We start from the raw sequence: 12,890 nt of genomic DNA on the forward strand, positions 1-12,890 counted from the left end.
TGCCGGCGCGCCTCAGCCGGTCGCGCCGGCCGCCCTGAGCACGGCGCGGACGATGCGGGGGTGCGCGCCGCAGCGGCACAGGTGGTCGTCGAGCGCGGCGATCACCTGTCCGGCATCGGGCCGCGGCGTCTCGCGAAGCAAGGCCGCGGCGCCGATCAGCATGCCGGCGCTGCAGTAGCCGCACTGCGCGGCCTGCTCGGCCTCGAAGGCCTCGGCGAGCGCCGGGTCGAGTCCTTCGACGGTCGTGATCTCCCTGCCCTCGACCGCCCACAGCGGCAGGTCGCAGGCGGTCTGCGAGCGGCCGTCGACCAGTACCCGGCAAGCGCCGCAGGCGCCCTCGCCGCAGCCGAAACGAGCGCCGACCAGGCCGAGCGACTCGCGCAGAACGTGCAGCAGCGGCGTGTCGGCCGCCGCATCGACCTGGACGGTCCGGCCGTTGACCCGAAGCGAAACGCGCTCGCTCACCCGATCACTTCGCCCGGGCGCCGGAGATCTCGACCACCTTCGCCCACTTCGCGATGTCGTCGTTCAGGTAGCGGTCGAACTCGTCGACGCCCATCGTCATCGCGACCGCACCGCGCGAGGCCCAGGCCTTGCGGGTTTCCTCGCTCGAGGTGATCTTCGCGATCTCGGCGTTGAGCCGCTTGACGATCGCCTCGGGCGTGCCCTTCGGCGCCATCACGCCCAGCCAGATCGTGGCCTCGTAGCCCGGCACGCCGGCCTCGGACACGGTGGGCACGTCGGGCAGGATCGGCGAGCGCGTCTTGCCGCTCACCGCCAGCGCCTTCACCTTGCCGCTCTTCGCGTGCTCGCTCATGGTCGGGATCGCGTCGAACATCATGTCGACCTGCCCGCCCAGCACATCGGTGCGCGCGTTGCTGCTGCCCTTGTACGGCACGTGCACGATCTTCACGCTGGCCATCGCCTTGAAGAGCTCGCCGGCCATGTGGTACGGCGTGCCCGGGCCCGACGAGGCGTAGGTCATGCCGTCTGGCTTGGCCTTGGCGTCCTTGATCAGGTCGGCAAGTGTGTTGTGCGGCAACCCGGCGCGCGCCACGAGCACCAGGTCGGAGGCGTTGAGCGGGGCGATGCCGGTGAAGTCGCGCATCAGCTGATACGGCTTGTTCTGCAGCAGCGACTCGTTGACAGTGTGGGTGTTCGACATCACCAGCAGCGTGTACCCGTCGGGATCGCTCTTGGCGACCAGGTCGGTGCCGATGACCGCGCCGCCGCCCGGCTTGTTCTCGACCACGAAGGACTGCCCGAGCGCTTCCTGCAGCTTCTGCGCGACGTAGCGGCCGTAGACGTCGGCCGGGCCGCCGGCCGCGAAGGGAACGACGACCTTGACGGGGCGGCTGGGCCATTCCTGCGCCTGCGCGGGAAGCGCGGAGCAGGCCAGCACGGCGGCGCCGACGGCGCACAGCACGGAACGACGGGTGAGGGTTGCGGTCATGCCGGTCTCCAGAAGCTGATTGGTATGAATTGGTTCAATGTGGCTTGCTTCGGGGGCCAATTTAGCGACCATGCCGCCTGCGGTCAATCGCGGGCAGCCTCGCTGGCCGCGGGACGCTCAGTCGCCGAGCATGTTGGCCCGCACCCGACGCAGATGCGCGAGGCACAGTTCGCGCGCCTTCTCGGCATCGCGCCGCTTGAGCGCGGCCACCAGCGCGCGGTGCTCGCGCTGGTATTCGGCCCGCCGCTCCGGCGTGGCGCTGCGGCGCTTCAGCACGCCCCACTCCCCCTGCGCGCGGACCTGGTTCATCAGCCTGAACACGCTGGCGATGAAGCTGTTGTGGGCGGCGTCGGCGATCGCTTCGTGCAACGCGCCGTCCCAGCGCTCGAACTCCTCGAGCGAGGCGGCCGCCTCGGCCTTCGCGTTGCATTCGTCCATCCGGGCGAAGTCGGCGGCCGTGGCGTTGCCGATCACCATCTCGACGATCGCCGGCTCGAGCACGAGTCGCGCGGCCATCAGTTCGGCGGGGCTGGTCGTATGCGCCGCGGCCTTTCGCTGCAGCGCCGACAGCAGTTGCGGCGCCTCGTCGGTCACGTAGGTGCCGCTGCCGACCGTCTGGGTGATCAGGCGCTGGCGCTTCAATTCCAGCAGCACCCGTCGGACCGTGGAACGGCCGATCCCGAACTGCTCGCCGAGCGCGCGCTCGGTGGGCAGCCGCTGGCCGGCTCGCCACGTGCCGCTGGCGAGCTTCTCGAGGATCGAATCCCTCAGGGCGGCGGCGGGGTCCATCGTGGCCGGATCGGTTGCTGGATTGGTTGCGAATGGTACCATTTGGGCTCGAATTCGTGCAGAACCGGGAGTCCATCTTGCGCATCGCCACCTACCTCCACCAGGGCCGCCGCCAGGTCGGCCTGGTCTCCGCCGACGGCAAGTCCGTCACCGCCTTCGAACTCGCCGACGCCGAGCGCGGCGCGCTGCCGCTGATCGAGCGCGCCGCCGGCGGGGACGGCCTGCCCGAGGCGACCGGCGCCACCGTTGCGCTGGCCGACGTGAAGCTCGAGGCGCCGCTGCCGCGCCCGCGTCGCAACCTGTGGTGCGTGGGCCGCAACTACCACGCGCACGCGAAGGAGCTGCGCGAGACCGTGTTCAAGGACAGCGCCAAGGCCGTCGACCAGTGGCCGATCGTGTTCACCAAGGTGCCCGAGTGCGTGATCGGCCCGGACGACACGGTGCGGCTGCCCGGCGCCGCGGTGTCCTCCCAGATCGACTACGAGGCCGAGCTCGCCGTGGTGATCGGCAAGGGCGGCAAGAACATCTCGCGCGCCGACGCGCTGTCGCACGTGTTCGGCTGGACGATCGTCAACGACGTGACGGCGCGCGACGTGCAGATGCGCCACCAGCAGTGGGACATGGGCAAGAGCTTCGACACCTTTTGCCCGATGGGCCCGTGGATCGTGACCGCCGACGAGCTCGACGGCACCGACACGCGGGTGCGCTGCTGGGTCAACGACGAGCTGCGCCAGGACGGCCGCACCGTCGACCTGATCTTCAACATCCCGACCCTGATCGAGACGGTGTCGCGGGGCATCACGCTGTATCCGGGCGACGTGATCGCCACCGGCACGCCGGCCGGCGTCGGCATGGGCCTGACCCCGCCGCGCTGGCTGCAGACCGGCGACGTGGTGCGCATCGAGATCGACGGCATCGGGACGCTGAGCAACCGGTTCGAGTGAGCGACCTGCCGAGCGGGAACAGTCAGAGGTGGCGACGATGGACCGAGCAGTGAAGCGAGTCGTCCGGTTCGACCTCTGGATCGATCCCGTCTTCGACGAACGGCTCGCGCGCGAGCCCGACGTCGCGCTGGAGGTCGCGGCGCTGAATGGGGACGCGTCGGCCGCCTGGGCGGCGCTCGAACGCGCCCACGTCTACCAGGTGTCGGCCGCCCGCAACGAGCTGCCCGCGCAGTGGCAGGTCGGCGAGGCCCTCCTCGCCCGCTGCCCGCGGCTGCTCGCGGTGTCCTCGGGCGGCGCCGGCTACGACACGGTGGACGTCGATGCCTGCACCCGGGCGGGCGTGGCGGTGGTCAACCAGGCGGGCGGCAACGCCGCCGCGGTGGCCGAGATGACGATCGGCCTGATGCTCGCGGTGTCGCGCCGCATCGCCGAGTCCGACCGCAAGCTGCGCAGCGAGCGCGGCTTCTCGCGCGAGTCGCTGATGGGCCACGACATCGGCGGCAAGACGCTCGGGCTGGTCGGCATCGGCCACATCGGCCGCAGGGTGGCGGCGCTGGCGCGGGCCTTCGGCATGCGGGTGCTGGCGGTCGATCCGCTGCTGCCGGCCGACGAGATCCGCGCGCGCGGCGCCGAGCCGGCGGACCTCGACACGCTGGTGAAGCAGGCCGACGTCGTGTCGGTGCACTGCCCGCTCGACGAGGCCACCCGCGGCATGATGGACGCGAGGCGCTTCGCGGCAATGAAGCCCGGCGCGATCTTCGTGAGCACCGCACGCGGCGGCATCCACGACGAGGCCGCGCTCGCCGACTCGTTGCGCTCGGGGCATCTCGCCGGCGCGGGGCTCGACGTGTGGGACGAGGAGCCGCCGCCGCTCGAGCACCCGCTGCTGGCGCTGCCGAAAGTGGTGGCCACCTTCCACACGGCCGGCGTGTCGCACGAGGGCAGGCGAAACGTGGCCGCGATGGCTGCGGACCAGGTCGTCGAGCTGCTCGCCGGCCTGCGCCCGCCGCGACTGGTCAATCCGGAGGTGTGGGAGCGCTTCCGGGAGCGGTATGCGCAGGCCTTCGGCCGCAGGCCCGGGGCCTGAGCCTCCCGCAACCGGAGCCCCCTGCAGCCGGAGCCGGGGATTGTTGCGGCTGCGTGCCTGTGCTCTACTGGTCGGCGCGGCTCGACTCTCCGGGAGACCGACATGCCCCAGATCGCCGGCGCCTGCCTGTGCGGCGCAGTCAGGTACACGTCCAGTGCGTCGCCGGTCATGGCGGCAATCTGCAACTGCACGCACTGCCAGCGGCAGTCAGGGAGCGCGTTCTCGATCAACATCGCGATCCCCAAGGGTTCCCTCGAGTTCACCGGCGCCAAGCCGGCGATCTTCGAGGACCGGGGCAGCAGCGGCTTGCCGGTCTACCGGCATTTCTGCTCGACCTGCGGCTCGCCGATCTTTTCCGATGTCACGGCCACGCCCCAGCTGGACTGGCTCAAGGCCGGCACGCTCGACGACGCCTCGTGGGTGAAGCCGGTCGCGAGCATCTGGTGCGAGTCGGCCCAGTCCTGGGTCGCGCAACCGGAAGGCATCCCGCACTTTCCGCAGAATCCGCCGCCGTCGGCCTAGGCTCCGGCTAGCTCGCGCCGCGCACCGCGCACCGCGCGCCGCGCGCCGCCCGGCGTGCCGGGCTATAAGGCGCGCCGATAGGCGCAGTCGGAATCTCCTAGTGTTGCCCGGAACAGGGCGGCCCTAGACTGTCCGCTGCCGGCCGGTCGCGAGCCTGCGCGCCGCAGCGGCCCCGATAAAAATGCACCGGATGAGCACGGAGACCTTCGACATCGTCGTCATCGGCGCCGGCGCCGCCGGCATGACCGCTGCCGCCGTCGCCGCGGCCGAAGGCCGGCGCGTGCTGCTGGTCGAGCACGCCAGGCAGGTCGGCGGCACCACCGCGATCTCGGGCGGCATGGTGTGGGTGCCCGCCAACCCCATCATGACCGAGGCCGGCATGCCGGACAGCCTCGACGAAGCGCGCGCGTACCTGCGCAGCACGATGCCGCCGCTCGACGACACGCGCACGCTCGAGGCCTTCCTCGAACGCGGGCCCGAGGCGATCCGCTACCTGGAGGCGAAGACCTCGGTCCGGCTGCAGCCGGTGAAGACCTATCCGGACTACTACCCCGACCAGCCCGGCGCGACCGCCGGCGGCAGGGTGCTCGAGCCGGTGCCTTTCGACGCGTCGGAGCTGGGCCCGGCCTTCGCGCTGCTGCGCCCGCCGCTGCCCGAGTTCATGCTGTTCGGCGGCATGATGATCAGCCGCAGCGACATCCCGCATCTCAGGCGGATGGGGCGCTCGGCGGCCTCGGCCTGGCACGTCGCGAAGCTGGTCGGGCGCTACGCGCTGCAGCGGCTGCGCGCGCCGCGAGGCACGACGCTGTACCTCGGCAACGCGCTGGCCGCCCGCCTGCTGAAATCGGTGCGCGAGCTCGGCGTGGAGCTGCGCATCGGCACCTCGGTCACGCGGCTGCTGACGAGCGAGGGGGGCGTGACCGGCGTCGAGATCGAGCACGGCGGCCGGCGCGACCAGGTGCGGGCGCGGGCGGTGATCCTCGCCTGCGGCGGCATCTCGCACGACGCGTCGCTGCGCCCCCGGTACATGCCGGCCGGCATCGACGCGCTGTCGGCCACCGTGCGATCGGGCGCGGCGTCGAGCGGCGCGGCCCTCGCGCAGGCGGCGGGCGCGCGGCTGAGCGCCGCCGCCGGCGCGCGCCAGGGATTCTGGGTGCCGGCCTCGACCTTCAGCCGGCCCGACGGCTCGCCCGCCGTGTTCCCGCACACGGTCACCGACCGCGGCAAGCCTGGCGTCATCGCGGTGGACAAGCGGGGGCGACGCTTCGTCAACGAGGCGGTGTCCTATCACGAGTTCGTGCTGCGCCAGCTGAAGGCGGGGCCCGATGCCTTGCCCGCCTGGCTGGTCTGCGACCGACGCTTCCTGTGGAAGTACGGCCTGGGCAGCGTGAAGCCCTTCTCGCTGTCGACCTGGGGCGCCGTGCGCAGCGGCTACCTGAAGCGGGCCGGCACGCTGGCCGAACTGGCCCGCGAGATCGGCGTGCCGCCCGATGCGCTCGAGGAGACGGTGCAGGGCTTCAACGCGGACGCCCGCGAGGGCCTGGACACCGAGTTCGGCCGCGGGTCCGACATCTACCAGCGCCACCTGGGCGACGGCGACCGGCGGCCGAATCCCTGCGTCGCGCCGATCGAGCAGGCGCCGTTCTACGCGGTGGCGGTGCGGCCTGCCGACCTCGGCATGGCGGCCGGCGTGGTGGCCGACGCGTCGGCGCGGGCGCTGGCGGCCGACGGCACGCCAATCCCCGGCCTTTACGTGTGCGGCAACGACATGGAGTCGGTGATGAACGGCGCCTATCCGGGCCCGGGCATCACGCTGGGGCCGGCGCTGGTGTTCGGGTACGTCGCGGGGCGGCACGCGGCCGCCCCGGGGTAGGGCCTTCAGTTCCCGCCGGTCGCCTTGTGGACGAACTCGGCGACCGCCTGGATCTGCTCCTCGGTCAGCAGACCGGTGTAGCGCGGCATCACGCCGACGCCGGTCCTGACCGCCTCGAGGATCTGCGTCTTCGAGGGCTTGAGCTCGTCCAGCGAAGGGCCGACCTCGCCGGTGGCGCCGGCAGCCGCCAGCGTGTGGCACACCGCGCAAGGCGGCGTGGCCTTGGCGGTGAACACTTCCTTGCCCAGGTCGTTCGCGCCGGCGAGGACCGGAAGGGCCAGCAGCACTGCCGGCAGGATCCCCGTCACCGACTTCATGCCACGGTCACCGTCAGGGCGTGATCGCGCCAGCCGTTGTGCGCGTAGCCGCGCTCGTTCTCGACCCGCAGCTCGGGCTGCGTGCTGCCGTCGGCGGCGATCGCCCGGCTGGTGATCGTGTACTGGCCGGCCGGCAGGTTCACCTGCGCCACGAACTGGCGCCACGCGTAGCGACCCATGTGCGGGCCGACGAACTGCGCGGCCAGCCAGGTCTTGCCGCCGTCGACCGAAACCTCGACGTTCCTGACCGGGCTGCCTCCGGAGAAGGCCACGCCTGTCACCTGCACCAGGCCGGCGCGCAGCTTTTCGCCGTTCGCCGACGGATGGGTGACGAAGGACTTGAGGTTCATCTCCCACATCGACGGCTGCGTGGGGTCGCCCTTCTTGCCGATGTCGCGGACGCGATAGCCCGACTTCTGGATGTTCGCCGACGTTTCGTCGACGGTGAACGCCAGCCGGTTCACGTACTTGACGTTGTTCACGCCGTAGTAGCCGGGAATGATCACCCGCAGCGGGCCGCCGTGCGCCAGCGGCAGCGGCGCACCGTTCAACTCCCACGCCAGGATCGCGTCTTCCATCGCGGTCCAGGGAACCGAGCGCTCGACGATGACGCGGTTCCGGTCCAGGCCGGGCGGGATCGTTTCGCCGCCGGTGCTGGTCATGTAGCGCATGCCTTCGCGCACGCCGCCCAGCGCCGCGACGACGTCCTTGACCGGCACGCCGCTCCACAGCACGTTGCCGGCCGCGCCGACCGCCCACTGCGAGCCCGAGGCCTTGTGCTTGAAGAAGGCCCGGCCGTTGCCGGAGCACTGCAGCACCATCGCCACGGTGGCCAGGCCCATCCGCTTGAGGTCTTCCACCGTGAGCGTGGCAGGGCTGGTGACGCCTTCGATCTGGATCTTCCAGGCGTCGGGGTTCTCGACGATCGAAGCGTTCGGCGCGGCGAGGTTGTTGCGAAGGAACAGCCGGTCGGTGTCGGTGATGCCGCTCGTGCCGAACGCGTCGCGCCGGGTCTCCACGCCGTTCGCGCTGTGCACGATCATCGCGTCGGCCTTCTTGAACGACGCAACGGGCGGCAACGGCTTGGCGGCCTGGCCCTGCGCCAGGCTGGCAGGGGCCCAGCCGCTCAGGCCGGCTGCGGCGCCGGCCGCGCCGGCCGCCAACCAGTGGCGACGTACGATGTTCACCGGTCCGTCTTCGGTCGGCACGATCCTGTCTTCGGTGCTCATGTGTCTCCTCCTTGGTCTTCAACAGCGTGGGCGGGCACGGTCGTGGAAGCGAGCCGGCGCCGGTCGTAGAGCGGGTCGAGGGCGACTCGCCGGCCCGGGTCGAGAAACACGGCGAAGAAGCGCTCGCCGCGAAGGCGGTGCTGCGCGGCCGCCGAGTCCAGTGCGGCCACCAACGGCTCGAGCGAACCGGCACCGTCGTCGAGCAGTTCCTCGAAGCCTTCGATCAGCAGGACGCGCCCCGGCGGCGGCGTCCAGGCCGGATCCGCCAGCGCGGCGGCGACGGCGTCCCAGCCGGCCAGCGGGCGCGCGACCGCCGCCTGCGCGCAATCGGCCAGCAGACGGTCCGCGGAGCTGTCACGCAGGTCGACGCGCACGATCGGCAGACCGACGATCCCGGCCGCCTCCTCGAGCGCCTCGGTCACCTCGGTTCGGTAGACGCCCGTGCGCTTCTCGTCTGCCAGGCGTTCGGCAAGTTTTCCCATGAAGACGATAGTTGCCTTCAAATTGATTCGTGTCAAACATTTCCCGGAATGCAAGCCGAATCCGCTCCGGGCGGCAATCGGACTGGATCAATGCTCGGGCGGTGCGCGCCGTGCGTCGCGCACCATGGGCATCACGCCGCGGTCACCCGCCGCCGGTCACGAATCGGCGCGCCCCGAGGCGAGCCGCTCGCAGCGCTCGGCGTCGAGCCGATGGCCGGCGGCACGGAAGCCGCGGGCAGCGGCCGCGAAGCGTCCGGCGGCGGCCGATCGCCTTTCGCCGCGTGCTTCCGACAGGTGCCCCCGCACCTCCTCGAGCGCGGCATGCCATGCGGGCAGCCGCATCACCACGTTGGCCAGGTACTCGCAGGACTCGCCGTAGCGCTCGGCGAGGTCCAGTTCGCGGGCCCGCGCCGCTGCGATCGCTGCCGGCACCGCGAAGGTGATCCGGCAACCGGGGCAGGTCTCCAGCAGGCCGCGCACCGACTGCTGCGCGTCCTCCAGCGCGGCCAGGCCGGCCTCGGGGTCGGTGGCGAGGCGCAGGCGGGTGCCGTAGATCCGGTCGAACAGGTGGAAGCCGATGTCGGTCTGCCTGGCCAGGTCGAGCGCCTCGTCGAGCAGGTCGGCGGCTTCGCCGCGCCGGCCGCGCTCGAGCGCGAGCTCCGCGCGCCGCTGCAGCGACAGGGCCTCGCCGACCGCGCCGCCGAAGCGCCGGTGCAGGGCGCCGCCGATCTTCAGGTGCTCGTCGGCGGCGTCGAGGTCGCCGGCCAGCAGCTCCGCCTCGCCGCGAAGCGTGACGCCGAAGGCCTGGCCGCGCGCCGCGCCGAGCCTGCGCGCCTCGTCGGCGATCGAGTCGGCGAACTCGATCACCTGCGGGTACGGGCGCGCGCCGTACAGGAACCGCTGCGTCATGCACAGGTGGCCGTCGAACACGCGCACCGCAAGGCCCGGCACGTCGCGGGTCTCCAGCAGGTCGGCCCAGACGCTGCCGTGCAGCTCGCCGCGGGCGTGCGCGGCGGCGGCCTGAGCCCAGGAGGCCACCACGATCGACGCGGTGTCGCCGCTCTGCAGTGCCAGCCTGCGCGCGGCGGCGGCCTTGCGGGTGCCGACGGCCGGGTCGCCGAAGCCCAGGGCCGCTGCGCCGCTGTACGCCAGGGCCTCGCACAGCCGGCCTTCGACGGTGACCGGATGCACGCCTTCCAGTGAGGCCAGCCCGCCGGCCGGGTCGCCCTGCTTGACCTGGGCGAGCGCGCCCTTGGCGCGAAGCTCGTGCCAGTCCTGTCCGCCGGCCGCGTCGGCGGCGGCCCGGTAGGCGGCCACGGCGGCCGGGTCGCCGATCGCCTCGAGCGCCTCGGCCCGCAGCCTGAGAGCCTCGGCATGGCCGGGCTCGAACTCGAGCAGCGGCCCGAGATGCTTCAGCACATCGCCGTAGGCGGCGAGCCGGACCGCGTCGCGCGCCGCGGCGAGCAGCCAGCGGGCGGCCTCGGCGGGGCTGCCCCCCGCGAGCCACTGCTGCGCGACGAGCGGCGGCGGCGCGCCGTGGTCGGACAGCTGCCGGGCCGCATCCCGGTGGATGCGAAGGCGCCGGTGCGGCGCCACCCGTTCGACCAGCGCCTGGCGAACCAGCTCCTGCCGGAAGCGGTACTGCATGCCGGACACGACCAGCACGCCGGCGTCGAGCGCGGAATCGAGCAGCGAGCCGGCGCGCGAATCGTCGCCGTCGGCCAGCGCCGCTGCCGTGGGCGCGTCGAAGGCGTCGGCGACCAGCGCGAGCCGCTCGAGAAGCGGCATCGCCGCCTCGTCGACGTCGCACAGGCGCTCGGCGATCGCGTCGCGGGTGCTATCGGGCAGCCCTGCGCCGGCGTCGGCGCAGCGCGCCAGCTCGATCGCCGCGAACGGATTGCCCTCGGCCAGCCCGAGCACACGCTGCGCCAGCTCGCCGGCCAGCGACCCGCGGGTCGCCTGCGCGACCAGTTCGGCCGCGTCGTCGTCGGGCAATGGGCCGAGGTCGATCGCTTCGAGGTGTCGGCTCCTTAGCAGCCGGGTCAGGCCGGCCGCCAGCGCGGGGGCCGGCGCGGGCTGGCGCAGGCCGAGCACCAGGTGAACCGGGCGGCCGGTCACCGCCAACTGCAGCAGCAGATCGGCGTCGGCCTCGTCGACCTGCTGGGCATCGTCGACGACCAGCGCGACGGGCCTGCCGCCGGAAGCGGCCAGCAGAAGCCTCCGGAACGCGCCGATCACCTGGTGCCGCCCGAGCGGCCCCGGCAGGGCGGCGGCGGGCGCGGCGAGGTCGGAGAGCATCGCCAGCACCGAGCGGGCCGGCGCGCCGATCCGGTCGAGCAGCGAGCGGTCGTCGAGCAGCAGGCGCTCGACCGTCGCGACCGTCACCGCGTAGGGCGCCCGGGCCTGGGCAGCGTCGGCCTCGACCACCGTCCAGCCCCGCTCGCGCGCGAGGCCGGCCAGCTGCGCGCAGAAGGCCGACTTGCCGATGCCGCCGGGGCCGCGCACGACCAGGCCGCCGGCGCGCTCGCGGTCGGGCGCGGCCAGCCATGCGGTGGCGCGCACCAGCTCGGCCTGCCGGCCGACGAAGGCCGGTCCGGGCGGGTGCAGGCCGGCCACGCACTCCTCGTAGAGCGCCTCGGTGTCGCGGTCCGGTGGCACGCCGAGCGAGCGCTGCAGCGCCCGGCGCAGGCGGAAGTACCAGCGGATCGCGGCCGGCCGGTTGCCGGCGGCCAGTTCGCGGTGCATCAGCGCCCGGTGAGCCGGCTCGTCGGTGGGCTCGACTTCGGCCAGCCGTTCCCACTGCCCGCTCGCGCGCAGCAGTTCCAGGTAGCGCGCCCGCAGGCGAACGCGCGCGGCTTCGGCCCAGGGCTCATAGGGCGAATCCGGCAGCAGCTCGCCGGACCAGGCGTCGGCGGCCGCGGCGCATGCGACGGGATCGGCCGCCGCGAGCGCGGCGTCGGCCAGCGCCTCGAAGCGCGCGGCGTCGACCTCGACCGACGACGACGGGCACAGGCTCACCTGCCCGCCCTGCAGCACGACCGCATCCGCGCGGCCGATCGCCTGGCGCGCGTGGTGGGCCGCCTTGCGCAGGTTGGCGCCGCCCGCCTCGGCGTCGAGCTGCGGCCACAGCGCGTCGATCGCCTGCTCGCGGGGCAGGCGCCTGCCGGGAGCCAGGCTCAGCAGCTGCACGAGCTGCGCGGCCCGGCGGTTGGGCCATCGCTGCGGCGGCAACTCGGCGCCATCGATCGCCAGCCGGAAGTCTCCGAGCAAGCGGATCCGGATCCCGTCGTCACGGCCGTCCATGCCGCCCTCCCTGATTGAGGGGGTAGGGCGACAGTTTCCTCCCCGCGTGGCCGGGCGACAAGGGGCGAGCCGGCCGCGATCGAGCGAGCGCGCGAGCGGACGGAGACGCTGGCGAGATCGGCGGGAACGATTCGGGAACGGTGCCCCGAGCATGCTTTTTCCAGGGCAGGCCGCCAACGCCTTCGCGCAGCGTGGCCGCCCAGGGCCAACCAAAGGAGATGATCATGAGCCATCGACAGATCACTTTCTCGACCCCGCGAGGGCGGGGGGCGACGCTGACCCTCGCCGAGCCGGTCACGCCGGAGCTCGTCGACGCGATGGGCGCCGCCTCGGCGCTGATCCTGCGGGCGCTTCACGACGGTGGCCCGACCCTGCACGCGGGGAGCGCTGGCGAGGCAGAGTACGCCTCGTGGTTCCGGGACCGCGCCGGCGACGCGGAGTACGCCTCGTGGCTCTCCCACCTGCGTCACTGAAGCACGGAGGCCGAAATGGGAGACACCCTCTACCAGCGCCTGGGCGGCGCCGAGCGGATCGGCGCGATCGTCGACGAATCGATCGACCGCCATGCTGTGAACCCGGTGCTCGCCCCCCGTTTTCGGGGCAAGGACCTGCCCCGCCTGAAGAAGATCGGCACCCAGTTCTTCTGCGCGGGGATCGGCGGGCCCCAGGAATACGAGGGCCGGGACTTGCGGACCGCGCACGCCGGCATGAACGTCAGCGAGCAGGAGTTCGTCGCGACGATCGACGACATCGTCGCCGCCCTCGCCTCGCACGGCGTGGCGCGGCCCGAGACGGACGAGGTCGTCGCGATCCTGTACTCGCTCAAGGACGAAGTGCTCAGACAGTGAGCGATCCGTGCGCCGCGGCTTCAGCGGAAGCGAACCCGGACGG

Annotated in this window: 13 protein-coding genes; 6 read left to right on the forward strand and 7 right to left on the reverse strand. The window is 72.6% G+C overall.

All coding sequences use genetic code 11. The features are described 5' to 3' along the window. Positions 1 to 12: 12 nt before the first annotated feature. From M6I34_RS13750 to M6I34_RS13760, 3 genes are all read right to left on the reverse strand, one after another. Positions 13 to 465: a (2Fe-2S)-binding protein gene (locus tag M6I34_RS13750; protein ID WP_272486247.1), complete on the reverse strand. Its 453-nt coding sequence runs from the start codon at positions 463 to 465 to the stop codon at positions 13 to 15. A 4-nt stretch (positions 466 to 469) separates the two neighbouring features. Then, entirely contained in the window at positions 470 to 1,453 is a 984-nt protein-coding gene (locus M6I34_RS13755) for a Bug family tripartite tricarboxylate transporter substrate binding protein (protein ID WP_272486248.1), read from the reverse strand. A 117-nt stretch (positions 1,454 to 1,570) separates the two neighbouring features. Next, positions 1,571 to 2,284, reverse strand: a complete 714-nt coding sequence (locus M6I34_RS13760; protein WP_272486249.1) for a FadR/GntR family transcriptional regulator — start codon at positions 2,282 to 2,284, stop codon at positions 1,571 to 1,573. Between the two features lie 35 nt (positions 2,285 to 2,319). On the opposite strand from M6I34_RS13760, the gene M6I34_RS13765 reads away from it, so the two are divergent. From M6I34_RS13765 to M6I34_RS13780, 4 genes are all read left to right on the forward strand, one after another. Beyond that, positions 2,320 to 3,186: a fumarylacetoacetate hydrolase family protein gene (locus M6I34_RS13765; RefSeq protein ID WP_272486250.1), complete on the forward strand. Its 867-nt coding sequence runs from the start codon at positions 2,320 to 2,322 to the stop codon at positions 3,184 to 3,186. 37 nt (positions 3,187 to 3,223) lie between these two features. Further along, complete coding sequence (locus tag M6I34_RS13770; RefSeq protein WP_272486251.1) at positions 3,224 to 4,273, forward strand: hydroxyacid dehydrogenase; 1,050 nt, start codon at positions 3,224 to 3,226, stop codon at positions 4,271 to 4,273. 102 nt (positions 4,274 to 4,375) lie between these two features. After that, positions 4,376 to 4,795, forward strand: a complete 420-nt coding sequence (locus tag M6I34_RS13775) for a GFA family protein (protein WP_272486252.1) — start codon at positions 4,376 to 4,378, stop codon at positions 4,793 to 4,795. A gap of 190 nt (positions 4,796 to 4,985) precedes the next feature. After that, a complete protein-coding gene (locus M6I34_RS13780) occupies positions 4,986 to 6,668 on the forward strand; it encodes an FAD-dependent oxidoreductase (RefSeq protein ID WP_272486253.1) in 1,683 nt (560 codons plus the stop codon). 5 nt (positions 6,669 to 6,673) lie between these two features. Here the strand turns inward: M6I34_RS13780 and sorU are convergent, their stop codons facing one another. From sorU to M6I34_RS13800, 4 genes are all read right to left on the reverse strand, one after another. Next, a complete protein-coding gene (gene sorU, locus M6I34_RS13785) occupies positions 6,674 to 6,985 on the reverse strand; it encodes a SorU family sulfite dehydrogenase c-type cytochrome subunit (protein ID WP_272486254.1) in 312 nt (103 codons plus the stop codon). Then, entirely contained in the window at positions 6,982 to 8,214 is a 1,233-nt protein-coding gene (gene sorT / locus M6I34_RS13790; protein ID WP_272486255.1) for a SorT family sulfite dehydrogenase catalytic subunit, read from the reverse strand. Before sorT ends, sorU begins: the two co-directional genes overlap by 4 nt. Continuing rightward, complete coding sequence (locus M6I34_RS13795; protein WP_272486256.1) at positions 8,211 to 8,732, reverse strand: barstar family protein; 522 nt, start codon at positions 8,730 to 8,732, stop codon at positions 8,211 to 8,213. Before M6I34_RS13795 ends, sorT begins: the two co-directional genes overlap by 4 nt. Positions 8,733 to 8,852: 120 nt before the next feature. Then, the gene (locus M6I34_RS13800) at positions 8,853 to 11,999 is read right to left on the reverse strand and encodes an ATP-binding protein (RefSeq protein WP_272486257.1); all 3,147 of its coding nucleotides are present in this window, start codon (positions 11,997 to 11,999) and stop codon (positions 8,853 to 8,855) included. 224 nt (positions 12,000 to 12,223) lie between these two features. Between M6I34_RS13800 and M6I34_RS13805 the strand changes: the two genes are divergently transcribed. After that, positions 12,224 to 12,472 (forward strand): hypothetical protein, encoded by a 249-nt coding sequence (locus M6I34_RS13805; protein WP_272486258.1) that lies wholly within the window; start codon positions 12,224 to 12,226, stop codon positions 12,470 to 12,472. 15 nt (positions 12,473 to 12,487) lie between these two features. Then, positions 12,488 to 12,847 carry a group I truncated hemoglobin gene (locus tag M6I34_RS13810; protein WP_272486259.1) on the forward strand — a complete coding sequence of 120 codons (360 nt, stop codon included), beginning with the start codon at positions 12,488 to 12,490 and terminating at the stop codon, positions 12,845 to 12,847. The last annotated feature ends 43 nt before the right edge of the window (positions 12,848 to 12,890 follow it).

The sequence above is a fragment of the Zeimonas sediminis genome (assembly GCF_023721795.1).
GTDB lineage: Bacteria > Pseudomonadota > Gammaproteobacteria > Burkholderiales > Burkholderiaceae_E > Zeimonas > Zeimonas sediminis.

Excerpts from the sequence above, each read along its gene's own strand:
- M6I34_RS13755 (WP_272486248.1), bottom strand. The coding sequence starts at position 1,453 with ATGACCGCAACCCTCACCCGTCGTTCCGTGCTGTGCGCCGTCGGCGCC.
- M6I34_RS13760 (WP_272486249.1), bottom strand. The coding sequence starts at position 2,284 with ATGGTACCATTCGCAACCAATCCAGCAACCGATCCGGCCACGATGGAC.
- M6I34_RS13770 (WP_272486251.1), top strand. The coding sequence starts at position 3,224 with ATGGACCGAGCAGTGAAGCGAGTCGTCCGGTTCGACCTCTGGATCGAT.
- M6I34_RS13775 (WP_272486252.1), top strand. The coding sequence starts at position 4,376 with ATGCCCCAGATCGCCGGCGCCTGCCTGTGCGGCGCAGTCAGGTACACG.
- M6I34_RS13780 (WP_272486253.1), top strand. The coding sequence starts at position 4,986 with ATGAGCACGGAGACCTTCGACATCGTCGTCATCGGCGCCGGCGCCGCC.
- sorU (WP_272486254.1), bottom strand. The coding sequence starts at position 6,985 with ATGAAGTCGGTGACGGGGATCCTGCCGGCAGTGCTGCTGGCCCTTCCG.
- sorT (WP_272486255.1), bottom strand. The coding sequence starts at position 8,214 with ATGAGCACCGAAGACAGGATCGTGCCGACCGAAGACGGACCGGTGAAC.
- M6I34_RS13800 (WP_272486257.1), bottom strand. The coding sequence starts at position 11,999 with ATGGACGGCCGTGACGACGGGATCCGGATCCGCTTGCTCGGAGACTTC.
- M6I34_RS13805 (WP_272486258.1), top strand. The coding sequence starts at position 12,224 with ATGAGCCATCGACAGATCACTTTCTCGACCCCGCGAGGGCGGGGGGCG.
- M6I34_RS13810 (WP_272486259.1), top strand. The coding sequence starts at position 12,488 with ATGGGAGACACCCTCTACCAGCGCCTGGGCGGCGCCGAGCGGATCGGC.